Annotated in this window: 23 protein-coding genes, 1 tRNA gene and 1 pseudogene; 7 read left to right on the top strand and 18 right to left on the bottom strand. The window is 67.4% G+C overall.

All coding sequences use genetic code 11. From position 1 onward, the window contains the following. Positions 1-89 precede the first annotated feature (89 nt). From mraY to NED98_RS21460, 10 genes are all read right to left on the bottom strand, one after another. Positions 90-1,160, bottom strand: a complete 1,071-nt coding sequence (mraY, locus tag NED98_RS21505) for a phospho-N-acetylmuramoyl-pentapeptide-transferase (protein WP_179510776.1) — start codon at positions 1,158-1,160, stop codon at positions 90-92. A gap of 2 nt (positions 1,161-1,162) precedes the next feature. Continuing rightward, entirely contained in the window at positions 1,163-2,527 is a 1,365-nt protein-coding gene (locus tag NED98_RS21500) for a UDP-N-acetylmuramoyl-tripeptide--D-alanyl-D-alanine ligase (protein WP_265314431.1), read from the bottom strand. Positions 2,528-2,553: 26 nt separating this feature from the next. Then, a complete protein-coding gene (locus NED98_RS21495; protein WP_265269061.1) occupies positions 2,554-2,685 on the bottom strand; it encodes a hypothetical protein in 132 nt (43 codons plus the stop codon). Next, on the bottom strand, positions 2,682-4,094 hold the full coding sequence (locus NED98_RS21490; RefSeq protein WP_179510774.1) for a UDP-N-acetylmuramoyl-L-alanyl-D-glutamate--2,6-diaminopimelate ligase: 1,413 nt from the start codon (positions 4,092-4,094) through the stop codon (positions 2,682-2,684). Before NED98_RS21490 ends, NED98_RS21495 begins: the two co-directional genes overlap by 4 nt. Further along, complete coding sequence (locus NED98_RS21485) at positions 4,091-5,812, bottom strand: peptidoglycan D,D-transpeptidase FtsI family protein (protein ID WP_265314430.1); 1,722 nt, start codon at positions 5,810-5,812, stop codon at positions 4,091-4,093. The genes NED98_RS21490 and NED98_RS21485 overlap by 4 nt, the downstream gene beginning before the upstream one ends. Next, positions 5,809-6,567 (bottom strand): hypothetical protein, encoded by a 759-nt coding sequence (locus tag NED98_RS21480; protein WP_265314429.1) that lies wholly within the window; start codon positions 6,565-6,567, stop codon positions 5,809-5,811. The genes NED98_RS21485 and NED98_RS21480 overlap by 4 nt, the downstream gene beginning before the upstream one ends. Positions 6,568-6,569: 2 nt before the next feature. Beyond that, a complete protein-coding gene (gene rsmH / locus NED98_RS21475) occupies positions 6,570-7,529 on the bottom strand; it encodes a 16S rRNA (cytosine(1402)-N(4))-methyltransferase RsmH (RefSeq protein ID WP_265314428.1) in 960 nt (319 codons plus the stop codon). Then, positions 7,526-8,077 carry a division/cell wall cluster transcriptional repressor MraZ gene (locus NED98_RS21470; RefSeq protein WP_265314427.1) on the bottom strand — a complete coding sequence of 184 codons (552 nt, stop codon included), beginning with the start codon at positions 8,075-8,077 and terminating at the stop codon, positions 7,526-7,528. The genes rsmH and NED98_RS21470 overlap by 4 nt, the downstream gene beginning before the upstream one ends. 341 nt (positions 8,078-8,418) lie before the next feature. Next, positions 8,419-8,667: a hypothetical protein gene (locus tag NED98_RS21465; protein WP_265269059.1), complete on the bottom strand. Its 249-nt coding sequence runs from the start codon at positions 8,665-8,667 to the stop codon at positions 8,419-8,421. A gap of 107 nt (positions 8,668-8,774) precedes the next feature. Then, positions 8,775-9,752, bottom strand: a complete 978-nt coding sequence (locus NED98_RS21460; RefSeq protein WP_179510769.1) for a cysteine synthase A — start codon at positions 9,750-9,752, stop codon at positions 8,775-8,777. A 124-nt stretch (positions 9,753-9,876) separates the two neighbouring features. Between NED98_RS21460 and NED98_RS21455 the strand changes: the two genes are divergently transcribed. The 4 genes from NED98_RS21455 to aat all read left to right on the top strand — a co-directional run bounded on the left by NED98_RS21455 (position 9,877) and on the right by aat (position 12,407). Then, entirely contained in the window at positions 9,877-10,365 is a 489-nt protein-coding gene (locus NED98_RS21455; protein WP_265314425.1) for a DNA-deoxyinosine glycosylase, read from the top strand. A gap of 98 nt (positions 10,366-10,463) precedes the next feature. Beyond that, the gene (locus tag NED98_RS21450) at positions 10,464-10,850 is read left to right on the top strand and encodes a hypothetical protein (protein ID WP_179510767.1); all 387 of its coding nucleotides are present in this window, start codon (positions 10,464-10,466) and stop codon (positions 10,848-10,850) included. A gap of 106 nt (positions 10,851-10,956) precedes the next feature. Next, the gene (locus NED98_RS21445) at positions 10,957-11,667 is read left to right on the top strand and encodes a ParA family protein (RefSeq protein WP_179510766.1); all 711 of its coding nucleotides are present in this window, start codon (positions 10,957-10,959) and stop codon (positions 11,665-11,667) included. Then, on the top strand, positions 11,664-12,407 hold the full coding sequence (aat, locus tag NED98_RS21440) for a leucyl/phenylalanyl-tRNA--protein transferase (RefSeq protein WP_265314424.1): 744 nt from the start codon (positions 11,664-11,666) through the stop codon (positions 12,405-12,407). The genes NED98_RS21445 and aat overlap by 4 nt, the downstream gene beginning before the upstream one ends. 35 nt (positions 12,408-12,442) lie before the next feature. Here the strand turns inward: aat and NED98_RS21435 are convergent. From NED98_RS21435 to NED98_RS21415, 5 genes and pseudogenes are all read right to left on the bottom strand, one after another. Continuing rightward, positions 12,443-12,610, bottom strand: a pseudogene (locus tag NED98_RS21435) (DUF2155 domain-containing protein); the annotation flags it as partial. Positions 12,611-12,876: 266 nt separating this feature from the next. Next, positions 12,877-13,269, bottom strand: a complete 393-nt coding sequence (locus NED98_RS21430) for an NADH:ubiquinone oxidoreductase subunit NDUFA12 (protein WP_179510764.1) — start codon at positions 13,267-13,269, stop codon at positions 12,877-12,879. 98 nt (positions 13,270-13,367) lie between these two features. Beyond that, a complete protein-coding gene (locus NED98_RS21425) occupies positions 13,368-13,871 on the bottom strand; it encodes a DUF192 domain-containing protein (RefSeq protein WP_265314422.1) in 504 nt (167 codons plus the stop codon). A 1-nt stretch (position 13,872) separates the two neighbouring features. Continuing rightward, positions 13,873-14,391, bottom strand: coding sequence for a cold-shock protein (locus tag NED98_RS21420; RefSeq protein WP_432423356.1), 519 nt, complete (start codon positions 14,389-14,391; stop codon positions 13,873-13,875). A 130-nt stretch (positions 14,392-14,521) separates the two neighbouring features. Continuing rightward, positions 14,522-15,067 (bottom strand): regulatory protein RecX, encoded by a 546-nt coding sequence (locus NED98_RS21415; RefSeq protein WP_265314421.1) that lies wholly within the window; start codon positions 15,065-15,067, stop codon positions 14,522-14,524. Positions 15,068-15,177: 110 nt separating this feature from the next. On the opposite strand from NED98_RS21415, the gene NED98_RS21410 reads away from it, so the two are divergent. Continuing rightward, on the top strand, positions 15,178-16,905 hold the full coding sequence (locus NED98_RS21410) for a fatty acyl-AMP ligase (protein WP_265314420.1): 1,728 nt from the start codon (positions 15,178-15,180) through the stop codon (positions 16,903-16,905). 46 nt (positions 16,906-16,951) lie between these two features. Here NED98_RS21410 and NED98_RS21405 read toward each other — a convergent pair whose 3' ends face one another. Together NED98_RS21405 and NED98_RS21400 are read right to left on the bottom strand one after the other, a co-directional pair. After that, complete coding sequence (locus NED98_RS21405; RefSeq protein WP_265314419.1) at positions 16,952-18,022, bottom strand: GlxA family transcriptional regulator; 1,071 nt, start codon at positions 18,020-18,022, stop codon at positions 16,952-16,954. A gap of 183 nt (positions 18,023-18,205) precedes the next feature. After that, a complete protein-coding gene (locus NED98_RS21400; protein ID WP_179510759.1) occupies positions 18,206-18,568 on the bottom strand; it encodes a UrcA family protein in 363 nt (120 codons plus the stop codon). Between the two features lie 458 nt (positions 18,569-19,026). Between NED98_RS21400 and NED98_RS21395 the strand changes: the two genes are divergently transcribed. Both NED98_RS21395 and NED98_RS21390 read left to right on the top strand, forming a co-directional pair. Next, the gene (locus tag NED98_RS21395; protein WP_265314417.1) at positions 19,027-21,390 is read left to right on the top strand and encodes a putative bifunctional diguanylate cyclase/phosphodiesterase; all 2,364 of its coding nucleotides are present in this window, start codon (positions 19,027-19,029) and stop codon (positions 21,388-21,390) included. Between the two features lie 57 nt (positions 21,391-21,447). After that, positions 21,448-21,524 (top strand) — tRNA-Trp (locus NED98_RS21390). Positions 21,525-21,696: 172 nt separating this feature from the next. On the opposite strand, the gene NED98_RS21385 is transcribed toward NED98_RS21390, so the two are convergent. Then, positions 21,697-24,315 carry a TonB-dependent receptor gene (locus NED98_RS21385; protein ID WP_265314416.1) on the bottom strand — a complete coding sequence of 873 codons (2,619 nt, stop codon included), beginning with the start codon at positions 24,313-24,315 and terminating at the stop codon, positions 21,697-21,699. Positions 24,316-24,441: the final 126 nt, after the last annotated feature.

Genomic DNA, 24,441 nt, shown 5'->3' with positions numbered 1-24,441 from the left:
CCCGGCCTTCGCCGGGGTGGTCGCATGTGCTTGCGGCATGAGATCCCCGCCTGCGCGGGGATGCGGTGAAAAGGATGTGCGCATCCTTTTCACCGCAGCTTCAACGTCGAAAGCCCGGCGAGCGCGAGCACCAAGGCGATGATCCAGAATCGGATCACCACCGTCGGCTCGCTCCAGCCCAATTGTTCGAAATGGTGGTGGATCGGCGCCATGCGGAACACGCGTTTGCCGGTGCGCTTGTACACCGCGACCTGGATGATCACCGACAAGGCCTCGACCACGAACAGCCCGCCGATAATCCCCAACACGATCTCGTGATGCGCGATCACCGCGATCGTCCCCAGCGCGCCGCCGAGCGCGAGGCTGCCGGTATCGCCCATGAACACCGCCGCGGGTGGCGCATTATACCAGAGGAAGGCGAGCCCCGCCCCGACCATCGCGCCGCAGAAGATCGCCAGATCGCCCGCGCGCGGCACGTGCGGAATGCCGAGATAATCGGCGAATTTCACGTTGCCGGCGAGATAGGCGATGATCATGAACGCCACCGCGGCGATGATCACCGGCATCGTCGCCAGCCCGTCGAGCCCGTCGGTCAGATTGACCGCATTGCCGAACGATACGATCGTGAAGGCGGCGAACAGTGGGTAAAGATACCCTAATTCCAGATAGTAACGGTTGGTGAACGGCAGGAACAGCCCGGTGCCGTTCTCCTGGCTGATGATCCACGCCGCGGCGCCCGCGATGAGGAATTCGAGCAGCAGCCGCACCCGCCCCGGTATCCCGGCGGTGGTCGCCTTGGTCACCTTGTCGTAATCGTCCATGAACCCGATCGCGCCGAAGCCGAGCGTCACGAACAGGCTGGCCCAGACGAACGGATTCCTGAGATCCATCCAGATCAGGATCGCGAGGCTGAGGCTGGTGAGGATCATCAGCCCGCCCATCGTCGGCGTACCGCGCTTGGCGAGATGGGTCTGCGGCCCGTCGGCGCGGATCGGCTGGCCCTTGCCCTGCCGCACGCGCAGCCAGCCGATGAACTTCGGCCCGATGATCAGCCCGATGAACAGGGCCGTCGCCACCGCGCCGCCGGTACGGAAGGAAAGATAGCGGATGAGATTGAGGACACTCGGGAAACCGAGGCTCTCGGCGATCAGGTACAACACTTTTACACGCCCCCGGCGAGCGCCGCGACGACGCGCGACAGCCCGACTCCGTTCGATCCCTTGACGAGCACCGCATCGCCCGGCGCGATCATCTGAGCCAGACGATCCAGCGCGCTTGCGGCATCGGGCACATGGACGAAATCGACGCGCCCCTCAAGGGCCTCCGCCAGCGGCGTCATCTTTTCGCCGACCAGCAGCGCCGTTTCGACGTGCGCGGCCAGCACCGGCTCGGCCAAGGCGGCGTGATAGGCGTCGCTCGCCTCGCCCAGTTCGCGCATCTCTCCGAGCACCGCGACATGCCGCCCGGGCTCGTGCGCCAGCACCGCCAGCGTCGCCGCCATCGAGGCGGGGTTGGCGTTGTAGCTCTCGTCGATCACCAGCGCCTCGCCTCCCTTGACCGTCGCGGTGAAGCGTTCGCCGCGCCCTTGCAGCCCGCCGAGCTCGCCCAAAGCGAGCCCCGCCAGCCCGAGATCGCCGCCCGCCGCATCGACCGCCGCGATCACCGCCAGCGCGTTGGACACCCAGTGATTGCCCGGCTGGGCGATCGTGAAGCTCAGCTCGCGCTCGCCGACCCTGGCGGTGACGAAGGTGCCGTTCGCCAGCCGCATCGCCTCGACCGGGTGGACATCGGCGCCGGCATCGCGCCCGAAGGTGACGATCCGCGCGGCATAAGGCGTGGCCGCCGCGATCAGCCGGTCGCGATGCGGGCTGTCATAAGGGACGATCGCCACCCCGCCGGGCTCCAACCCGCGGAAGATCTCACCCTTGGCATCGGCGATCGCGCTTTCGTCGGGGAAGAATTCGGTGTGCGCCGGGGCGATCGCGGTGACGATCGCGATATGCGGCCGGACGAGCGCGGTGAGATGCGCGAGCTCGCCGGCGTGGCTCATCCCCATTTCGAACACGCCGAAGCGCGTGTCGCGCGGCATCCGCGCGAGGCTGAGCGGGACCCCGGTGTGGTTGTTGTAGCTCTTGACCGAACGATGCACCGCGCCGCGCGCGCCGCGATCGAGCGCGGCGAACAGCGCCTCCTTGGTCGAGGTCTTGCCGACCGACCCGGTGACGCCGATCACCTTGCCCTGCATCCGCGCCCGCGCCGCGCGGCCCAGATCCTCCAGCGCGGCGAAGGTATCGGCGACGCGGACGTAAGGGTGCGCGGTATCTTGCGATACCAGCGCACCCGCCGCGCCCCGCGCGAAGGCTCCATCGAGGAATTTGTGGCCGTCGGTTTCCGCGCCCTTCATCGCGACGAACAGATCGCCGCTGCCGATCTCACGGCTGTCGAACGCGACCCCCGAAACGGCGAAGTCGGCAGAAGGCGTGCCGCCGGTGGCGGCCGCGATCTCGGCTGAGGTCCAGAGCGTCATCACCCGGCTATAGGATCAGGGCCGCGTCAACGCAGCCCGCTCACCGCATCGCCGGTGACCAGTTCGTATCGCAGCCCGAGCTTGCGACGCTCGCGCGGGCGCTTCTCGCCGTCCACCTGGGCGAACGGACGGGCGGGGATGTTGATCTTCCTTTTCACGCTACCTCCCTTGCGACAGTTACATCGTCGAACGGCAGGACGAGATCACCGACGATCTGGCCCTGTTCATGCCCCTTGCCGGCGATCAGCACGATATCCTCCGCGCCGGCCATGCGGATCGCCTCGGCGATCGCGGTGCGGCGGTCGCCGATTTCGAGCGCGTTGGGCGCGCCCTCCAGAATGTCGGCGCGGATCGCCGCCGGATCTTCGCTGCGCGGGTTATCGTCGGTGACGATCGCGATATCCGCCGCCGCGGCGGCGATCTGCCCCATCGGCTCGCGCTTGCCGGCGTCACGGTCGCCGCCGGCGCCGAACACCAGGATCAGCCGCCCCGCAACATGCGGGCGCAGCGCCGCGATCGCCGCCTCCAGCGCATCGGGGGTATGCGCATAATCGACATAGACCGGTGCGCCGCTGGGGGCGATCACCGCGCGTTCGAGCCGCCCGCGCACCGGCTGGAGCCGCGCCAGATTGGCGATCGTCGTCGCGACATCACCTCCGGTGGCGATCACCAGCCCCGCCGCGACCAGGGCATTGGCCGCCTGATAGGCGCCGATCAGCGGCAGCGTCACCTTATGCTCGCGCCCCTCGGCGGCGATCACCAGCCCCTGCCCGAGCAAGGTCGGATCGCGCGACACCAGCCGCAGCGTGTCGCCATGTTCGCCGACCGTCACCAGCTTGTTGCGGCGCGCGCGGGCGAGATCGATCACCCGTTCGGACTGCGGATCGTCGACCCACACCACCGCGGTGCCGTCATCGCTCAGCACTTCGGAGAACAGCCGCAGCTTGGCGGTGAAATAGGCCGCCATGTCGCCGTGATAATCGAGGTGATCGCGGCTCAGATTGGTGAAGGCCGCCGCCGCCACCGGCACGCCCTCGGTGCGATATTGGCTGAGGCCGTGGCTCGACGCCTCGAATGCGAGATGCGTTACCCCCTCGCGCGCCAGCCCGGCGACATTGGAGAGGAAGGTCACCACATCGGGGGTGGTGAGCCCGGTCGTCACCTGATCGTCTGCGGTCGAGACGCCCAGGGTGCCGATCGAGGCGGCATGATATCCGGCCATCCGCCACAGTTGGCGCGTCATCTCGACCGTGGAGGTCTTGCCGTTGGTACCGGTGACCGCCACCGACACCGCCGGAAACGGCGCGAAGAAGGTCGCGGCGAGCGCGGCGAAGGTGGCGCGCGGGTTGCTGCTCGCGATATGCGCCGCGCCTTCGACCGTCGCGCCGGGCCGGGCGACCACTGCGACCGCGCCGGCGGCGATCGCCGCGGGGATATAATCCTCGCCGTTGACGCGCTGGCCCTCGAACGCGCCGAACACATTGCCCGGCGCGACCTTGCGATGATCGATCGCGAAGCCGGTCACCTGCGCGGCTTCGTTTCCGCCGGTGATCTGGCCGAGCTTCATTCCGCGCTCCCTTTTTCTTCTTTTTTGTTGGGCGCCTTCCACAGCAGCGGATTGAGGTCGCTTTCGTCGATGTCGCGATGATCATCGGGGATCACCCCGAGCAGCGCGCCGGTGCGGCTGACCACCCGGCTGACCACCGGGGCGACGGTATAGGCAGCGGTGGTCTGGAACGAATTGGCCTGCACGCGCTTGGCCGAATCCATCATCACGATCACGACATAGCGCGGCGCGTCCATCGGGAAGGCCGAGGCGAAGGTCGAGACGTTGGTGTTCCGGGCATAGCCGCCGCGCTGCGCCACCTCGGCGGTGCCGGTCTTACCGCCGACGCGATAGCCCGGCGCCTCGCCGCGACGCCCGGTGCCGTCGAGCACGACGAGCCGCAGCAGCTGACGCATCCGGTCGCTGGTCGATTGCTGGAGCACGCGGCGCCCCTTGGCTTCATGCCCGGGCTGGGCCTTGAGCAGGGTCGCCGGGCGCCAGATCCCGCCGTTGACCAGCGCGGCATAGGCGCTCGCGAGGTGCAACGGGGTCACCGCGATGCCGTGGCCGTAAGCGGTGGTCATCACCGTGGTGCGCGCCCAATAGGTCGGCCAGATCGGCCGCCCCTTTTCGACCAGTTCGATATCGGGCTTGGTGCTGAAGCCGAGCCGGCGGAACATCGTCTGCATCCGCTCCGCACCGACCTCATCGGCGATCCGCGCGGTGGCGATGTTCGACGAATAGATCAATGTTTCCGGGATGTTGAGCCAGCGCTTCTGCTCGTGCCCGCGATCGTCGTGGATCGTATAGCCGCCGACCTTGATCGGCGCGGTCGCATCGAACCGGCGGCTCATGTCGGTGACGACGCCGAAATCGATCGCCGCCGCCATCGCGATAGGCTTGAAGGTCGAGCCGAGCTCGTAGACCGACTGGGTGACGTTGTTGCGCAGCTCCTCGGTGCCGGCCATCCCGACGCGGTTGGGATTGAAATAGGGCAAGGAGACCATCGCGATCACTTCGCCGGTGTGGACGTCGAGCACGATCCCGCCCGCGCCCTTGGCCTGCATGTCGTTCATCGCGCGGCCGAGTTCGCTTTCCATCGCGGCCTGCACGCGGCTGTCGATCGACAGCTGCACCGGGGTGCCGTTCTGCGCCGGATCGGTCAGCCGCGCGTTGAGCGCGCGCTCCATGCCGGCCATGCCCTTGCCGTCGGTCGAGAGATAGCCGAGCGCATGCGCGGCGAGCGACGATTGCGGATAGAGCCGCTGCGACTCCCGCTCGAACACGATCCCCGGCTCGCCGATCGCATTGACCGCCTCGACCAAGGCGGGGCTGGCGCGACGGTTGAGATAGGTGAACGATACCTTCTTGGTGATCTGCGCGTAGAACCATTGCTGGCTGCCGATATCGGGCATCAGATCGGCGAGCTTCTGCGCGATCTCGCTGCGGTCGCCGAGCAGGCGATCGGGATGGACGCCAATCGCCCAGGCGTCGATCGTCCGCGCAAGCGGCTCGCCGTTGCGATCGACGATATCGCCGCGCAGCGCGGCGCCGAGGATCGCGGGTCGCGTCGGCCGCCCCTCGATCGCGAGCCACGCGAGCCGCCCGACGACCAAGGTCACCGCAGCGGCGAACAGCAGCATCAGCATCATCAGGCGCAGATGCTGCGTCGCGAGCAGCGCGTGGCGCGCCTCGCTGGCTTTTACCGATCGAGCAGGGCGCGCGACCAGCGAGGTCAACGCAGCCGCCGTGCCTCGGCGCGCGCGCCGCTCGCCAGATCGCCCATCGTCGTGTCGCTGAGCAGCGACTTGTCGAGCATCGCCACCGCCTTCGCCTTGCGCGAGATCGGCGCGGACGAGGCCAGTTCGGCATGCATCACCACCGCCGCCGCGAGCTTCGGCGCGGGCCGGTCGGCCGCGGGCTTATCCTTCGCCTTGGCCTTGCGCGCCGCGACGGTCGCGTCGGCGAGATCGCCGTGCATCACCACCGCCGGGATCAGCCGCGGCGCGGCATCGCCGCTATGCGCCGACACCTTCATCAAGGTCGCGGGCCGCGCGGCGGCGACCGCCACCGCGGGGGCCTCGTCGATCACCGGCGCCGGCGCAGCAGCGCGGACCGGCCCCGGCGACGACGGCACGAGCAGCGACGCGGTGCGCACTGCGCCCTGCTGCTGGCCCGGGACCTGCGCCGGGACGCCACGGTCGAAGTTGATCGAGGCGAGCTGCCCCTCGTCACGCACGAACTGGCCGGCGGTCGGCGAGGCGAGCGCCAGCGTGTCGCCGTTCCAGCGTTCGAGCTGGGTCAGGTTGGAGCGCACGTCGAACTCGGTCTCCAGCGCGCGGATATCGCGCTGGGCGAGGCCGATGCGGACATTGACCTGCTCGAGCCGCTTGCGCTCGGCCGCGACCTGAAGCGAGACCAGATAGAAGCCCAGCGACACGATCACCACGCCGCCGAACCAACCCAGACCTTTCAATCGATACGTCGCTGCCATCGTTACGCCTCCACAAACTCGGCACCGGCATCCCAGGCCGCGGCGGCGGTGCGCCGCGCGGTGCGCAGCGTCGCCGACCGCGCCCTGGGGTTGCGTGCCACTTCCGCCGCGCTCGGGCGCACTGCCTTCGCCGCCGGCTCGAAACTCGGGGACCGCGCCTCGCGCGCTTCCGGCCGGTGCCGCGACCCCGCCGGGGTCGATCCGCTGCGCTCACGCAGGAAGCGCTTCACCAGCCGGTCCTCCAGGCTGTGAAACGTCACCACCGCCAGCCGCCCGCCCGGCGCCAGCACCCGCTCCGCCGCGGCGAGCCCGCGGGCGAGCTCCTCCAGTTCGCGGTTCACATGGATGCGGATCGCCTGGAAAGCGCGCGTCGCCGGATCCTTCTTGTCGTGCGGCCGATGCCCCAGCGCACGCCGCACGACCTGCGCCAGCGCGCCGGTGGTGGTCAGCGGGCGCGCCGCGACGATCGCCTTCGCCACGCGGCGCGAACGCGGCTCCTCGCCGTAACGCCACAGCACGTCGGCGATCAGCGCCTCGTCCGCGGTGTTGACGAAATCGGCCGCCGACGGCCCCGATTGCGACATGCGCATGTCGAGCGGCCCGTCGCCCTGGAAGGAGAAGCCGCGCTCAGGCCGGTCGAGCTGCATCGACGAGACGCCGATATCCATCACCACGCCATCGACCGGGGGCACGCCGCGCGCATCGAGCTCGCCGGCCAGGGCGGAAAATTCGGCCGGCACGAGGATCAGGCCCGCTTCGGCGCTTTCCAGCGCACGCCCGGCGGCGATCGCATCGGGGTCGCGATCGAAGGCGAACACCCGCGCGCCCTTTGTCAGCAGCGCGCGGGTGTAGCCCCCCGCGCCGAAGGTCGCGTCGACCATCGTCTCACCGGGCGCCGGGGCAAGCGCCGCCAGCACCTCGTCGAGCAGCACCGGGATATGGGGGTCGGCCGGCGCGGTCACAGCGCATACCCCTTTTCCTCGCAGGCGAACTCGACATATTCCTTGAGGAACGGGTCGATCCCCGGCGTCTCGATCAGGATCTTCGGGCTCCAGATCGTGATCCAGTGGAACGATCCGTGGAAGAAGGCGACATTGCCGATCCGCGCATATTTGCGCTCGAACGCCGGCATGATGAACCGCCCGCTGCCGTCGAACGGCAAGGGCTCGGCACCGCCGGCGCGATCGAGGATATTGTAATCGGTGCGCCCGCTCTTCTCGAACTGCGCGGCATCGAGCTGCTCCAGCCGCGCCTTCCAGAAGGGCACGAACTTCGGATCATAAGCGATCAGGCAGCGATGCTCTGGATGCGGGGCGATGATGACGGTCCCGCCGTCCTTGCCGTCTGCGCGCGGGGAATTCTTCGCGAGCATGGCGCGCAGGGTGTTCGGGATGGCAACCCGCGACTTCTCGTCGACGAGCGCGATACCCTTTCCCTGATAGTCGACCCTTTCCGACACGCCCACCTCACCCGGCGACGGACGCGCTTCTCCGGCCCGGAAATCGGCCACCCCGGCCGCCCGGTGCTTGCGAAGATTGAATACAGCGAGTCCGCCCCTCTGCAGCTCTGATAGATATCAGGGCTCTTCGGGGATGGGAAGGGAAATCTGGGGTAAGTCGGGGAAAACGCGCCTAATCGGGGGGTTTTCCTCCCTCGAACATGGGCGTGGGGCAATGTTGTTCCACTTCCGTTCGCGCAATGAGGGCGCCGGAATCGGGGACAATCGGGGAAACGGGGGCGATTTCCCCATTCTTCCCCGGCGATCGCGCGGACATCGTGGAATCAGTCGTCATGTCGGATCAGCTCCGGCTGACGGCCAAGGGAAGCAGCGGATCGTGCTGCATCGGGCGCTCAGTGGTGCGGCGTGGCCGGCGCGGCGCCGTTGGTCGTGGCGGGCGCGACGCCGAGTTCGGCGAGCGGCTCGTTCGGCGCGGTCGCGGCCGGGACGGTATTGTTGGCCAGCGTCATATTGGCGACCGCCTCCGCCTTCGGGGCGTCGATCGTCGCGACGGGCTTCTCGTGGCTCGCCGCGCTGAAGATCGCGCTGGCGAGCCCGATCAGCAGCACGACCGCGGCAAGGCCGATCATGCCGACGCGCACGCGCTGTGCCGTCTGGTTCGCTGCTGTCTGATTAGGGGTAGGTATTTCGGTCTTCATCCGTCGCGCGAGGGTAACGCAACATCGTGCCTTTGTCGAATTTTACAATGTTATCCGCGCTGCAAGCCTTTGTCGGCGAGCCATTCCGGGTTGTAGAGCGTGGAAAGGTAACGGAAACCCGTATCGCACAGGATCGTCGCGATCCGCTTGCCCGGCCCCAGCTCGCGCGCGAGGCGCACCGCCCCGGCGACATTGATCCCCGACGACAGGCCGAGGCACAGCCCCTCCTCGTCGAGCAGCCGCGCCACCCAGTCGAGCCCTTCCTGATCGGGGATGCGGAATTGCGTGTCGACCGGCGCGCCCTCCAGATTGGCGGTGATCCGCCCCTGCCCGATCCCTTCGGCGACCGACGACCCTTCGGCCTTCAGTTCGCCGCAGGCGTAATAGGAATAGAGCGCGGCGCCAAAGGGGTCGCTCAGCGCGATCGTCACCTTCTCGTCCTTCGCCTTGAGCCCCATGCCGACCCCGGCAAAGGTGCCCCCGGTGCCGACCGCGCAGGTGAACCCGTCGACGCGCCCGTCCATCTGCGCCCAGATCTCCTCGGCGGTGCCCGCGATATGCGCCTTGCGGTTGGCGATATTGTCGAACTGATTGGCCCAGATCGCGCCCGGCGTCTCCTCGGCGATGCGGCGTGAGGTATGAACGAAATGATATTGGCTCGAATAGGGCGCCGCCGGCACCGTCACCAGCTCCGCCCCCAAGGCGCGCAGCGTATCCATCTTCTCGCGCGACTGGGTGTCGGGCATCACGATGATCGTGCGATAGCCCTTGGCATTGGCGACCAGCGCCAGCCCGATCCCGGTATTGCCCGCGGTGCCCTCGACGATCGTCCCGCCGGGCTTGAGCTGGCCGCGCGCCTCGGCATCCTCGACGATGAACAGGGCCGCGCGATCCTTCACGCTGGCGCCGGGGTTGGCGAATTCGCATTTGCCGAAAATGTCGCAGCCGGTCTCCTCGCTCGGGCCTTTCAGCCGGACGAGCGGGGTGTTGCCGATCAGCGCAAGCGTGTCGCGGGCGGTGGTGAGCATGACGCATGAAATGGCGCGCCCGGCGCCGCGTGGCAACCTCGCTCGGACTTTCAGGGGCTAAAGACAGCGCGATTGCGCCGTCGCCCCGGTCTTGAGCCCAGGCGACGGAGAGTTAGACTTTGGCATGACACGGAAATCATCCTTTCCCCCGGTCGTCGACCAGCACACGCGGGTGCTGATCCTCGGCAGCCTGCCCGGCGAGCGCAGCCTGGCGGAGCAGCGCTATTATGCGCATCCGCAGAATCAGTTCTGGCGACTGGTCGGCCATGCGATCGGCCGCGACCTCGCGGCGCTGCGCTATGAAGCGCGACTCGCCGCGCTGCGCGAGGCGCGGATCGGGCTGTGGGACGTGATCGCCTCCGCCCGCCGCATCGGCAGCACCGACGCCGCGATCCGCGAACATGACGCCAATGACCTCACCACCCTGACCGACTCGCTGCCCGATCTGCGCGCGGTGGCGTTCAACGGCGGCACCGCGCTGCGGCTCGGCCGCCCGCTGCTCGCGGGGCGCGATCTGGCGCTGGTCGCGCTGCCCTCGTCGAGCCCGCTCCACACGGTGAAAATCGAGCTCAAACAGCCGCAATGGGATGCGCTGGCCGGGTTTCTCGCATGATTGCGCGGCAAAACGAGACATTTGGGGCATAAATATTGTCGCGAATCGGTTTTGCCGCCTTGACGATAGCCCCGCCGCGGGTATGGCGTCGCGACGCTATGAAGACCCTTTTCCTCGTTCCCGCCGCCGTCGCGCTGGTCGCGCTTTCCGCCTGCAATTCGAAGCCGGAAAAGGCCGAAGTGATCGACACCAACCCCGATCCCATGGCCGCTCAGCTCGCCAACAAGGGCGCTGTCGAGCTGCCGCCGGCGATCAAGGCTGAAAAGACCTTCCGCTGCAAGGACAACAGCCTCGTCTATGTCACCTTCTTCCAGGGCGACAAGCAGGCGATCGTCAAGACCAAGAAGGACGGCGCGCCGACCACGCTGAAGGCCGAGAAGGCGGGCGATCCGCTGGTCGCCGAGGGTGGCTGGAAGCTGACCGGCGATCCGTCGCACATCACGCTGACCGCGGGTGGCAAGGGCGAGCAGAGCTGCAAGTCCTAACCGGTCGACATTTCCCATCACACGGGCCGGCGTAGCGATACGCCGGCCCTTTTTCATTTGACGGCGAGCACTTGCCAGCCGCCGCGCGGCGCGGCACCTTCGGCCTATGGCGACAATCGCGGTCTATAGCCTCAAGGGCGGCGTCGGTAAGACGACGCTGGCGGTCAATCTCGCCTGGTGCGCGGCGGCGCGGTCCGCGCGACGCACCTTGCTGTGGGATCTCGATCCGCAGGCCGCGGCAAGCTGGATCCTCGGGCGCGAATCGAAGCGCGATCGCGCGCAGGCCGCCTTCTCGCGCGAGGTCGACGCGCACAAATTGATCCGCGACACCCCGGTCGAGCGGCTCGAGCTGCTCCCCGCCGACGCCTCGTTGCGCGAGCTCGATCATCTGCTGCGCGAAATGGACAAGAAGAAGCGGCTGTCGAAGCTGATCGCCGGGCTCGGCGACTACGACCGCGTGATCCTCGATTGCCCGCCGGGACTGACCGAGACCGCCGATCAGGCGGCGCGCGCCGCCGATCTGATCGTCATCCCGGTCGTCCCCTCCCCGCTCGCGCAGCGCGCCTATGACGAGGTCGAACGGCATCTCGGCGGCAAGACCGCGACGTTGCCGGTCCACGCTCTGGTCGATCGCCGCCGGCGGATGCATCAGGAGGCAGTGGCGGCGCGGCCCGACTGGCCGGTCATCCCGATGGCAAGCGTGGTGGAGGCATCCGCCGCGGCGCATCGCGCGGTAGGCGAAGCCGCGCCGCGCAGCGCCGCGGCGGCAGCCTTCCTCGATATCTGGCAAAGGATCGAACGACGTCTCGCTTCATGAGCTTCGAACGGCTCGACCCGGCGATGGTGCTCGGCGCCTATTCGGTCGGCGTGTTCCCGATGGCCGACGGGCGGGACGCGCCCGGGGTCTATTGGGTCGAGCCGCGGCGCCGCGCGATCATGCCGCTCGACGGCTTCCACCTGTCGCGCTCGCTGCGCAAGACGATCCTCGCCGATCATTTCCGCGTCACCGCCGACCGCGCCTTCCCGGCGGTGATCCGGCTGTGCGCCGAGGCCGCGAGCGATCGCCCCGAGACCTGGATCAACCGCTCGATCGAACAGGTCTTCCTGCGGCTGCACGAGACCGGGCATGCGCATTCGATCGAATGCTGGCACGGCAATTCGCTGGTCGGCGGGCTCTATGGCCTCGTGCTCGGCCGCGCCTTTTTCGGCGAGAGTATGGTGAGCCGTGCGACCAATGCCTCGAAGGTCGCGCTCGCCGCTTTGGTCGCGCGGCTGCGTGCCGGCGGGTTCACCTTGCTCGATTGCCAGTTCATGACCGAACACCTCGCCTCGCTGGGCGCGGTGGAGATCGATCGCGCCGATTACATGGTGTTGCTGGGCGAGGCGTTGGCCGGCTTGGTCTCGGCGACCGGCGCATCGTCGCCCGGCGCGGCATCGTCGCTGTTCGCCCCGGCGGAAGCGCCGGCGGATTTCTTCGCGGTGGAGGCGGCGATCACGTCGGTCTCCGCGCCCTTCGCCGGGAAGGACATCGTGCAGCTCTTGGCCCAGACGTCGTAAACCGGGTGCTGCACCACGTTGAGCCCGGGCCGTTCCTTGAACAGCCAGCCTGAAAAAGCGCGGTGCCACGCCTTGTCCACGCCGCGCACGTCGAGCTGGACGAACGCGCCGGTCAGCTGTTCCTGTTCCCATGGCGCGGTGGTCTCGCACGCGCGCAGGCGGACGATCGTATCGCCGACCTGAACCGCCTGCCCCGGCTTCATCGTCAGCTCGCGGCTGACGCCGTTGCGCTTGTTGAGGATGCCGATCACCGCGACTCGCTGTGCCATCGGCGTCGTCCCGGCATCGGCCGCTGCGCTGTCGCCGCCGACGGTCGTGACGCCGCCCGATCCATTCGTACCGGCGGGAACCGCCTGCGACACCTCCGGCGTATTGGGCCTGGTCGCGCCGCCGTTGAGCCAGCGACTCCCCTGCCACAGGCCGACCCCGGCCAATGCGGCGACGAGCGCGCCCGCCGCCAGCGCACGCTTCACGCCTCGGGGCTCCACGCCTCGTAATCGCCGGTCGCAGGCGCGCGGACGCCGCCCTTCTCCAGCGCGCCCGGCGGACGATAGGCGAGCGCGGTGCCGGTCATGTTGGGCACCGCCGGCTTTTCCCAGCGACGCGGCGCGGGCAGCGCACGATCGGGCACGTCGTCGACATGATGATGCAGCCAGCTGAACCATTCGGGCGGGACGCGGCTCGCGTCGTTCGCGCCACGATAGATCACCCAGCGACGCGGGCGGCCGGCGGTATCCGCCCCGCCCTCGTAATAAACGTTGCCGAGCGAATCCTCGCCGACGCGCGTCTTGCCGCGAAGGCCGAACCAGGTGCCGACGGTCGCGCCGTTCCACCAGGTGAAGGGGTTCAGATTGATGCCCATGCGCCTGCGCTTAGCCCCGAAGCGCGGAGGCTTCAACCGCGCTTTCAATACCTCGCGCCCCTCTCCCCTCCCTGGTGAAGGGAGGGGAGTTCCTGCGGCTATCTATCCCAGCTTACCTTGTCGCCCTCGTTGATGCCGAGCTCGCCGGCGCGGCCGCCGTTGATCTCCAGCACCGCCGCGACCGCCTCGCCCGACGAGATCAACGTCTGCGAGAAAGGCACGGTATTCTCCTCGATCCGCGCGATCGTGTGATCGGGGCGGATGAACAGGATGTCGAGCGAACTCGGCGTGTCCTTCATCCAGAAGTTCGCCGCGCGCGGCGGGCCGTCGGGCGGATAGGGCGCAAACAGCATCCCGCCGTCCTTGGGGATATCGGTGCGGAACATGAGCCCGCGCTCCTGCGCCGCGGCGGTGCGCGCGGCCTCGACCTGAAAGACGTGCGCGCCGTTCCTGCTCTGTACCGTCACCGTGACGAGCGCGGCATTCCCCTTGCCCCCGCCCCCGGAGCCGTCACCCGAGGTCGTCGCCGATGCCGATACGTTGCCGCCCGAGCAGCCCGCGACGAGCGCCGCAAGCATCGCTCCCGCCACGATCCGCCACATGTCAGTCCTCCAGCGCGACCGCGACCGCGAGCGGCCCCTTGCGCCCGTCGACCACGCGTGCGCGCAGCCGCTGATCGGGCTCGACCTCCTGAACGCCGGCGCGGCGCAGCGTTTCCATATGGACGAAGATGTCCTGATCGCCGTCGGGCCGGACGAGGAAGCCATAACCCTTGAGCCGGTTGAACCATTTCACCAGCACCGGCTCCCAATCGCCCGCCTCGTCGAGCAATGCGGCGGGATCGACGCGGGTCGTATCGCGCGGCGGCGCGGGATCGATCGCGTTCGAGGTGTCGATCGACAGGATCTCGGTCGCCTGAAAGCCACGATTGCGCTTGACCGCGATCGCCTCGACCCGCGTCCGCTCGGGCAGGCTGCGCCGGCCGTGCGGCTGGAGCACGCTGAAATGGATCAGCACGTCGCCGGTATCGCCGGAATCCGGCACGAGAAAGCCGAAGCCGCGCGTCACGTCGAACCATTTGAGCGTGCCCGAAACACGCACAGCCGGTTCGGCGTCGGACACGCCTGTCTCCTGTTCGCGGTCATCCGCATCGCGAGGCATGTCGCTACGCACGTATTTTTACCCGTCCCCCAACGATCGTTACGCTAGCATCTTTGGCGCGGTGTACAACAGCGAAACCATTGGGGGCGGCTCATTCCTCGCCCTCGAATGGCACACCCGGCGGACTGGTGACGATTCGCCGCGCCAGCGCATGCGCGTGCCCCGCGCGAATCATCGCCGCGACCTGGCGTTCGACCAGCCGCGCATCGGGCGCCGCGCGCGCCCACGGGCCGAAGCGACGGCGCTTCGCGAAGGCCAGCGCCGCGCGCAGCGGCTGCGCCTCCGCCCCCGGCTCTTCCGCTAGTTCGGCGAGCGCGGCGGCAGTATCCTCGGCGTCGATCTGCGCCGCATGAAGCGCCTGCGCCACACGGCGCGCGCCGAACCCGCGCCGCGCGAGCGATGCCGCGCGCATCGCCGCAAAGGCGCGATCGTTAACATAGCCCAATGCCGCCATCCGCTCGGCGACCGCCGCCGGATCGACCGGCGCGCCCTGCCAACCGCGTTCGCGCACCTTGCGGCGCAGATAATCGGCCAGCTTGCCGCGGGTGGTGGCGAAACGCTCGACATAGCGTAAGGCGAGCTGATCGAGCGCGGCAGCATCGAGCGGGCGGGGCAAAGCGTGGCGTTCGCGGGTCACGCCATGTTGTTGCCACAGTGACGAACGAATTTGAACGCGCCGGGCGCGGAAGGGCCGCCATTGCGCGAGCTTGCGTCCGGGAAGGGGCGCGCGAAAGGTTAAATTCTGGAATGACTACCCTCCAATCGACCCCCACGCAGGATGCGCTGCCGCGCCGGTTCGCGGATTTCGCGACGCTGGGCGAGGCGCTCGATTATGCGGCGCAGGGCACCCGTGGGCTGAATTTCCATGATGCGCGCGGGGCGTTGACCCGCGCCTATCCGTTCTCCGCGTTGCGTCGCGACGCGCTGGCCGCGGCGTGGCGACTAGTCGCTGCGGGGATCAAGCCGGGCGACCGCATCGCGCTGGTCGCCGAAACCGGCACCGAATTCGCCGCATTGTTCTTCGGCGCGGTCTATGCCGGCGCGTGGCCGGTGCCGCTGCCGCTGCCGACCTCGTTCGGCGGCAAGGAATCCTATATCGACCAGCTCCGCGTCCAGCTTTCGAGCTGCGACCCGACGATGCTGATCTATCCGCCCGAGCTGGCGGTGATGGCGGGCGCCGCCGCCGAGGCGGGCGGCGTGCAGGGCGTCGACTGGGGCGAATTGCTCGCCACCGAGCCGACCCCGGTCGCGCTGCCCACGGCGAAGGGCGACGATATCGCCTATCTGCAATATTCGAGCGGCTCGACCCGCTTCCCCCACGGCGTCGCGATCACCCACCACGCATTGCTCAACAATCTCGCCGCGCACGGGCACGGCATGGAGCTGATCGACAGCGATCGCTGCATTTCGTGGCTGCCCTGGTATCACGACATGGGGCTGGTCGGCTGCTTCCTGTCACCGATCGCCAATCAGGTGTCGACCGATTACCTCAAGACCGAGGATTTCGCGCGCCGGCCGCTGGCGTGGCTCGATCTGATCAGCCGCAACCAGGGCACCTCGATCAGCTATTCGCCGACCTTCGGCTATGACATCTGCTCGCGCCGCATCTCCAGCCAGACGCGTGCGTCGGACCGGTTCGATCTGTCGCGCTGGCGGCTCGCCGGCAATGGCGCGGACATGATCCGGCCGGACGTGATGCAGGGCTTCGTCGACGCTTTCGCCGACGCGGGGTTCAAGGCCAGCGCCTTCCTGCCGAGCTACGGCCTCGCCGAGGCGACGCTGGCGGTGTCGATCATGCCGCCGGGCGAAGGCATCCGCGTCGAGCTGGTCGAGGAGACGCAGCTTTCGGGGGTCGCCGCGGGGCAAGATCGCCCGCAGCGTTATCGCGCGATCGTCAATTGCGGCAAGCCGGTGCGCGACATGCGCGTCGAGATCCGCGAGGAGGACGGCACCCCGCTGCCCGAGCGCGCGATCGGCAAGGTGTGGTGCAGCGGGCCGTCGGTGATGGTTGGCTATTTCCGCGATCCCGACGCAACCGCCGCCTGCATGAACGATGGTTGGCTCGATACCGGCGACATGGGCTATATGTCCGACGGCTATATTTACATCGTCGGCCGCGCCAAGGACATGATCATCGTCAACGGCCGCAACCACTGGCCGCAGGACATCGAATGGGCGGTGGAGCAGCTCCCCGGCTTCAAGCAGGGCGATATCGCCGCCTTCGCGATCACCACCCCCGGGGGCGAGGAGACGCCGGCAGTGCTGGTGCAATGCCGCACCTCCGACGATGCCGAACGGACCCGGCTGCGCGAGGAGATCCGTGATCGCGTGCGCGCAGTGACGGGGATGAATTGCGTGATCGAGCTGATCCCGCCGCGCACGCTGCCGCGCACCAGCTCGGGCAAGCTCAGCCGCGCCAAGGCGCGCAAGCTCTATTTGTCCGGCGAGATCAAGCCTTACGCGATCGCCGCGTAAGAGCCGGCATTGCGTCCCCGCGAAGGCGGGGGCGCAGGCATCACCGTCAGCCGGCGCATTTCGCGCGCAAGCGCCCGGCGATCGGCGTGACCTCGCTCGCGCCATTCTCCGCCGCCAGCGTATCGGCAAAACGCCCCGGATCGATTTCCGCCACATGCAGATGCGGCGGCGAGAAGCGCGCGCGATAGTCGCCGGGGGCGATGCCGACGCGGCGGACAAATGCGCGACGCATCCGCTGATAGCTCGCGAACCCCGCCTCCCAGGCAATCTGCTCGACCCGCCGCGAGGTGCGCTGGAGCAGCCGCTTGGCAATCTCCACCCGCAGCGCCTCGACCCACTCGGCGGGTGAATCGCCCGTCGCATTCTCGAATGCGCGATAGAAATTGCGCAGGCTCATATGCGCGCGCTCGGCCAGCCGCTCCGCCCGGAGATCGTCGCCGGGGTGCTCAACGATCCACCGCAGCAACACCGCGATCGGCCCCTCGGCCGGATTCCCGACCGGTTCCTCCGCCCGGTGCGGGAAAGCCGCAAGATCGCGTGCGACCAGCAGCGCGAGTTCGCGACCGTGATCCCGCGCGACCATCGCCAGCGCCATATCGATTCCGGCGGTCATCCCGGCCGATGTCCATATCCCGCGATCCTCCACGAAGGCCGCCTTGGGATCGACGCTGATCGCGGGATAATCCGCCTGAAGCGTCGCGCATTCCCTCCAATGCGTCGTCGCGCGGCGGCCGTCCAGCAGCCTCGCCTCCGCCAGCGCGAAGGCGCCGACGCTGATCGCCGATATCCGCCGCACGCGCGGATGATTGCGCCGCAGCCAGTCGATCGCGCGGGGATCGCGACCGGCCGCCTCGCGCCCGCCGACGGCGATGAGCGTATCGCATTCGCCGGGCGCCAGATCGTGGATCGGCATCGTGTCGACGCGGATGTCCTGACGGGTGCGGACCAGCCCGCCGTCGGGAGAGAACAGATCGACGCTGTAGAGCGGCTCGTCGGCCGCCCCCAATTGCACCAGCCCGTCCGCCGCGCTCGGGAAAACCTTGTCGGGGCCGGCGATATCCAGCAACTCCGGATCGCCGAAGACGAGGATGAAAATCCTCCGCAGGCCAGCGTTCATGTCGCGCCCTCCAACCGCGAAATGGCACATGACACGCGTCACCCGACGCAGCCGACCCGCCTCTGTTATGGCGCAGATGACAGATTACGCTTACGCAAACCGATCCGCCGGCGACCGCGCACGCAATCGCAGACAGGCGCGACGACATGGATCACATGTCGCCGCGCTGCTGTCGAGGCGGATTCAACGCTGCGCGACTTCGATCTCGCCGCGCGCGGACAGGCCGTTCTGGGCACGCTGCTGGATCGCGCTGATATCCGAGCGGGCGCGTGCGAGCGACGCATCATAGCAGGTCCGGCCCGCCATCTGCTCGTCGAGCGGGACATGCATATAGGTCGAAACATCGCACACCCATTCGGCGGCCCCTTTGACGCGTTGCATCAATTGGCGCAGCCCCGCGTCGCTGTTGATGTTGAGATCGGCATAACTGACCCGCATCGTACGCACCTGATCGGCGCGCGCCCTTACGGTGACCGGCCCCGCGGCGGCCGGCAATGCGATGACGAGCAAGGATATGGCAAGAACGCCGTTACGTTTCGCAATCATGGCATCACCTCTCTGTCCGAGCGTGTCCCGCAGAACGAATCTTCGTTGATCTTGCAGGACCGATGACAGCGACCCACGGAAAACTTCCCGGTGGAATGGTCACATTGGTGATGCTTCAGATACAACGCCACTTACCGAGCCGTCACAATGCAGACCCCCGTTCGGTACTACGATCCAGAAGTACAAATCATTATAAATAAACAATAATTCTTCTGATATTAACTAATTATAACAAAACACGCCGGCAGGACATGACAAAATTATATCAATTCATGCCAAAGGAACGCCCATTCAATTTGCAAACAATTGATCCCCGCACTCCCATAAACGGTTAATCCGGAACGGAATTTCCCCACACGTCGGGGCGAGCACGCTATCCCTTGCCGCGATCGCGGCCAGCACCGGAACGCGTTGCGTCGGGAAACCTTTGGTCAACACAGTTCCCCTATATCGGGCCGGTGAACATCGCCGAGCCACCGACCGTTCGTCACCCGGCCATCCCGCTTGGGCCGCTGCTGGGCTTGTCCGAAGGGGAGAACCCCGCCGCCTGGGCGCGGATCCGGGGCGCCAAGCTGCTTGCCGGCCGGCAGATGGCGATGTTCATGCTGGCCGCCAATCTGGTCGGCGCGGCGATCGTCGCGATGCTGTTCGCGCCGCATCTGCCCTTGTCGTGGCTCGGCCTATGGGGGCTCGTCGCCGCCGGCGTCGGCACCGCGATCGCGGTCAGGCGGTTGCGCACCAGCGCCGTCCCCGGCGCGCTGGCCGGCATCGCCGATCTGCGCAACACCGTGTTCGAAGGCGCCGCGCTGGCGGCGGTATGGGGCGTCCCGGTGATGGTGTTCGACCGTTACGTCGATTCCGGCACCGCGCTCGCCTTGTGGATGGTGCTGTCGGTGCTGATGTCGGCCGCTGCGGTCGCGCTCGCCCCGCTGGTGCCCGCCGCGGTCGCTTTCATCGGCGGGATCGCGCTGATGGTGGCGGCCGAGCTGATCGTAACGCACCTCTTCGTCGCGGCAGCCGGCACCCTGTTGTTCGCCGCGATCCTTATCGTCGGCTGCGTCTCGCGCGCCCGCGCGCTCGTGCTGCTGCGCGGGTCCGAGCTGACGCTCACCGAGCGTGACGAGACGGTCAGCCTGTTGCTCGGCGAGAGCGAAGACAATCGCGCCGACTGGCTGTGGGAAACCGATGCGCAGCGCCGTGTGATCCGCGCCTCGGTGCGCTTCGCGCTCGCGCTCGAACTTCAGCCGGCCGAGGTCGAGGGGACGCCGCTGCTCAAGCTGCTCGCCGGCCCGATGTGGGAGGCGGGCAATTTTTCGCCCGGGCTGCGACAACTCGCCGACAAGCTCAAGCGCCGCGAAAGCTTCCGCGATCTCGTCATGCCGGTGTTCGTCCACGGCCAGGAGCGCTGGTGGGAGATTTCCGCCACCCCGCGCAACGACGATCACGGCAATTTCCTCGGCTTCCGCGGCGTCGCCTCGGATGTGACGGCGGAACGAGTCACTGCCGAGAAGATCAACCGCATGGCGCGCTTCGATCCGCTGACCGGCCTGTCCAACCGCCTGATGATCCACGAGATGCTCGGCGAAGCACTGGCCGAGGCGGAGCAATGGGATTCGCGATCGGCGTTCATGATGATTGATCTCGATCGCTTCAAGGCGGTCAACGACACGCTCGGCCACCCGATCGGCGACCGGCTGTTGCGACGCGTGTCGGAGCGGCTGGGACAGCTCGTCACCGGCAATGAGGCGGTGGGCCGGCTCGGCGGCGACGAATTTGCGGTGGTGGTGCGCGACGCCGCCGATATGGCGCGCGTCGAAAAGCTGGCGCAGTCGATCATCGACGCTTTGTCCGCGCCCTATGAGATCGATCAGCATGTCCTGTGGATCGGCGCGTCGATCGGGGTGGCGACCTCGCCGCGCGACGGACAGAGCGCCGAAAACCTGATCCGCTCGGCCGACCTCGCGCTCTATCGCGCCAAGGATGCCGGCGGCGGTGTCTTCCGCTGCTACGAGCCGCAGCTCCATGTCGACGCGGAGGAGCGCCGCGTGCTCGAGATCGCGCTGCGCCAGGCGCTCGATCGCAACGAGCTGTCGCTGCATTATCAGCCGGTGGTCGAGGCCGGCTCGGGCCGCCTGACCGGGTTCGAGGCGCTGCTGCGCTGGCAGAACCCGCAATTCGGCAACATCCCCCCGGCGAAATTCATCCCGCTGGCGGAAGCCGCGCGGCTGATCGAGCCGATCGGCGAATGGGTCCTGCGCACCGCCTGCGCCGAGGCGGCCTCCTGGCCGAGCGATGCGCGGATCGCGGTCAATGTCTCACCCGATCAGCTGCACAATCCGAATTTCGTCACCGTCGTCGCGCAGGCGCTCGCCAATGCCGGGCTGCCGCCGCACCGGCTGGAGCTGGAAGTGACCGAAAACGCCTTCGTACGCGAGGGCAGCAGCGCGGTGACCGTGCTGGAACAGGTCATCGGGCTCGGCGTGCACCTCAGCCTCGACGATTTCGGCACCGGCTATTCGGCGCTCGGCTATCTCAGCCGCACGCGTTTCTCCTCGATCAAGATCGACCAGACCTTCGTGCAGGGCGCCTCGCGCGGGATGCCCGAGGCGCTGGCGATCATCCGCGCGGTGGTCGCGCTGGCGGGCAGCCTCGGCATCTCGACGACGGCCGAAGGGGTCGAGACCGAAGCCGAGCTCAACCTGATCCGCGAACTGGGGTGCAGCAAGATCCAGGGACTCTATTTCGGCCGCCCGCTGCCGGTGGAGGAAGCCCGCGCGCTGATCCGCCGCGCGCGCCGCCCGGACGCATCGGCGGCGGCGTAAATCGCGACTGCCCTATTGCCCGATGCGACGCGGCGCGTTAGGGGGCGCTTTCCGCGTAGGGGTGTAGCTCAGCTGGTTAGAGCGTCGGTCTCCAAAACCGAAGGCCCTCGGTTCGAATCCGAGCTCCCCTGCCACTTTTTCCCAGAATAAACCGTCAAGACAACCGCCCAGGCCGTCATCCCGGCGAAAGCTGGGATGACGGCCTGTGTCGAGATGCCGGGCTGACGCACAAGAAAAAAGGACGGAGCCGAAGCCCCGTCCTTTCCGTTCAACCCGGCGCGCGGAGGCGCCGGGTTGCCCCTCCCATCAGAATTTCGCGCCGGCGCGGATACCGATCGTGCGCGGCTGGATCGGCACGATATACGGCCGGTCGCCGCACGTGCCGCAGGCCTGGAAGCGCGAGATTTCGCCGCGTTCATCCCACAGATTCTGCGCGAAGACCTCCAGCGTATAATTGCTGCCGATTTCCGCCCCGACCGCGAGATTGCCGGTGGTATATGCACGCAGCCGCCCGAGCTGTGCCGCCGGGTTGATGATGTCGCCGGTGCCCGGCGCATAAACCGCCGACCGGATATCCGACGCCGCGGAGCTCTGGTGCGAAACCAGCGCCTGGATATAGCCCTTCGCCGATGCGCCGAGCGGCACCGTATAACGCGCCGTGCCGGTGATCTTGAACTGCGGCGTGATCGGCAGCCGCGTGCCGGCAGCCGCCGACACCAAGTTCGGCTGACCGCTATCGAGCAGACCGGTGCAGGTGAAGGTGGGATCGGCACCGAGGCAGAGATTCTGCCGCGTCTTGGCATCGGTATAGGAGCCGGCCACGGTCAGCGCGAGCGGGCCGGTGTTGACATTGGCATCCATCTCGACGCCGCGGATGCGCGCATTCGGGCCGTTCTGGATGATCGTGAAACTGTTCACGCCGAGGAAGGCGAATTGGAAGCTGTCCCAATTCTGCTGATAGACCGCGCCGTTGAAGCGGAGCATGCCATTGAGCAGCGTCGTCTTCCAGCCCACTTCGTAATTGGTGAGATAATCGGGCGCGTAATTGCTGACATCGGCGCGGCGGTTGATCCCGCCCGGACGGAAGCCGCGCGACCAGGTGGCGTAAAGCATCAGCTGATCGGTCGGCTTCCACGTCGCATTGAACTTGTAGGTGACGCCCTGCCCTTGCGTCCGCTTCGGCAGCAACCCGTTGCCCGAAACGACGGCAAGATTGGTGCACGGCCCGCCGGCGACGGTGGCCGGGAAGAACGGCGCCGGATTCTGGCCGTTGTTCACCATTTGCCGCAGCGTCTGCCCGTTGGTGAGGTAGCAGGCGGCGACGCCCGTCCGCGAGCTGCCCGCGGCGTTATACGGCGTCGCCGTATAAGGAATGCCGTCGTCGCCCACCCCCGGATTGCGGCCGAAGCCGAAGAAGCCGATCAGCGAGTTATCGTAGATGAACGCACGCGCGCCGGCGGTGAGCGTCAGCTTCGGCAGGATGTCGAAGCTCGCCTCGCCGAACATCGCATAATCCTTGTCGACGCGATGCTGCTGGGTAAGCCACAAGGTGCCAGGCAGCCCATTGACCGACAACTCGGGCGCGAGCCCGGCGATGCGATAATCCTGGTGGATGAGGTTCGACTGGCGCTGGTAGAAAGCGCCAGCGACGATGCGGAACCGCTCGGTGCTCGGCGAGGCGACGCGGATTTCCTGGCTCATCTTCTTGAAATGATCGGTGCCCACCACCCGCTGCTGCGGATTGATCGTGTTGCCGGCGGCATCGCGATAATAGAAATAGCCGGCGAGACCTCCCTGCTTCTGATAGAGGTTGTCATAGGCCTCGGCATAATCGGTATAGTCGCTCGACTGCGTATCGCGGCGATCGAGATAGGCGCCGGCATAGGTCAGATCCCAATTGCCGACCTTGCCCTCGATCGTCAGCGCGCCCTGGATGAAGCGATCGCGACGATATTCGGGCAGGAAATGCTGGACCTGGAGGTCGCCGACCCGCGGATCGAAGCCGTAGCTGCCGTGGCTGCGCTGCTCCTGGTAGAGCACCGTCGGCGTCACCGTCCAATTGTCGTCGAGATCGACCTTGAGCGCGGCGCGGCCGCCCCAGGTTTCGGTGTCGTTATAGTCCTTCTTTACCAGCGCCTTGTTGTTGAGAGTGATCCCGTCCTTGAGACAGCCAATGGTAACGGTGGGATCGTTCGGATCCTTGATCGGCGTGCCACAGAAGGTGCGGGTGCCCGCAACGTTATCGATATAGCCAGCATCCTTCTGGTAGAAGCCGACCACGCGCAGCGCGACGTTCGGCGAGAAGGGTGCGTTGATCATCCCCTCGATCTTGCCGCCGACGCCGCCCTTGTTGACGGTGTTGAGCTCGCCGTCGACGCGGCCGTAGAAACCCGAGGTGTCGGGCTTGTTGGTGATGATGCGGATCGTCCCCGCCTCGCTCGACGCGCCGTAGAGGGTGCCCTGCGGGCCGGACAGGCTCTCGATCCGCGCGACGTCATAGATATGGATGTCGAGCGTGCCGCCGATCGTCGTCACCGGCTGTTCGTCGAGATAGCTACCGACCGAGGGCAGCGAGCCCGAGTGGTTGCCGTCACCGCCCGAGGCGACGCCGCGCATATAGACGGTCGTCACGCCCGGCTGCGACGTCTGGAACGCCACCGACGGGAGGAGCTGGGTATATTCGTTGAAATTCGAGATGTTGAGCTGATCGAGCTTGCGCGTCGACAGCGCCTGCATCGAGATCGGCACCGTCTGGATATTCTCGTCGCGCTTCTGCGCGGTGACGATGATGTCGCTCATCGCGTCGCTGGCCGCGGGGCGGCTGGGCGCATTGCTCTCGGCGGGCGCGGTCTGCGCAAAGGCGGGGCCGGCAAATGCGACCGAAGCAAAAAGCGAGACCAGCACGCGGCGTTCGAAACTTGTCATCACGCTCCCCCCGGAGACTGTTTTATTGTGGAACGGCAAGACTGTGATGCGGCGCGGCTCAGGTCAATCGCCGCGCACCGACAATCGCGCGAACCGCGCCGACCGTGACAGTTTTGCAACGAAGCA

It is taken from the genome of Sphingomonas lycopersici (genome assembly GCF_026130605.1).
GTDB lineage: Bacteria > Pseudomonadota > Alphaproteobacteria > Sphingomonadales > Sphingomonadaceae > Sphingomonas > Sphingomonas lycopersici.
The sequence above is the reverse complement of the archived record's forward strand: the minus strand, read 5'-3'. Positions and strand labels throughout refer to the sequence as shown.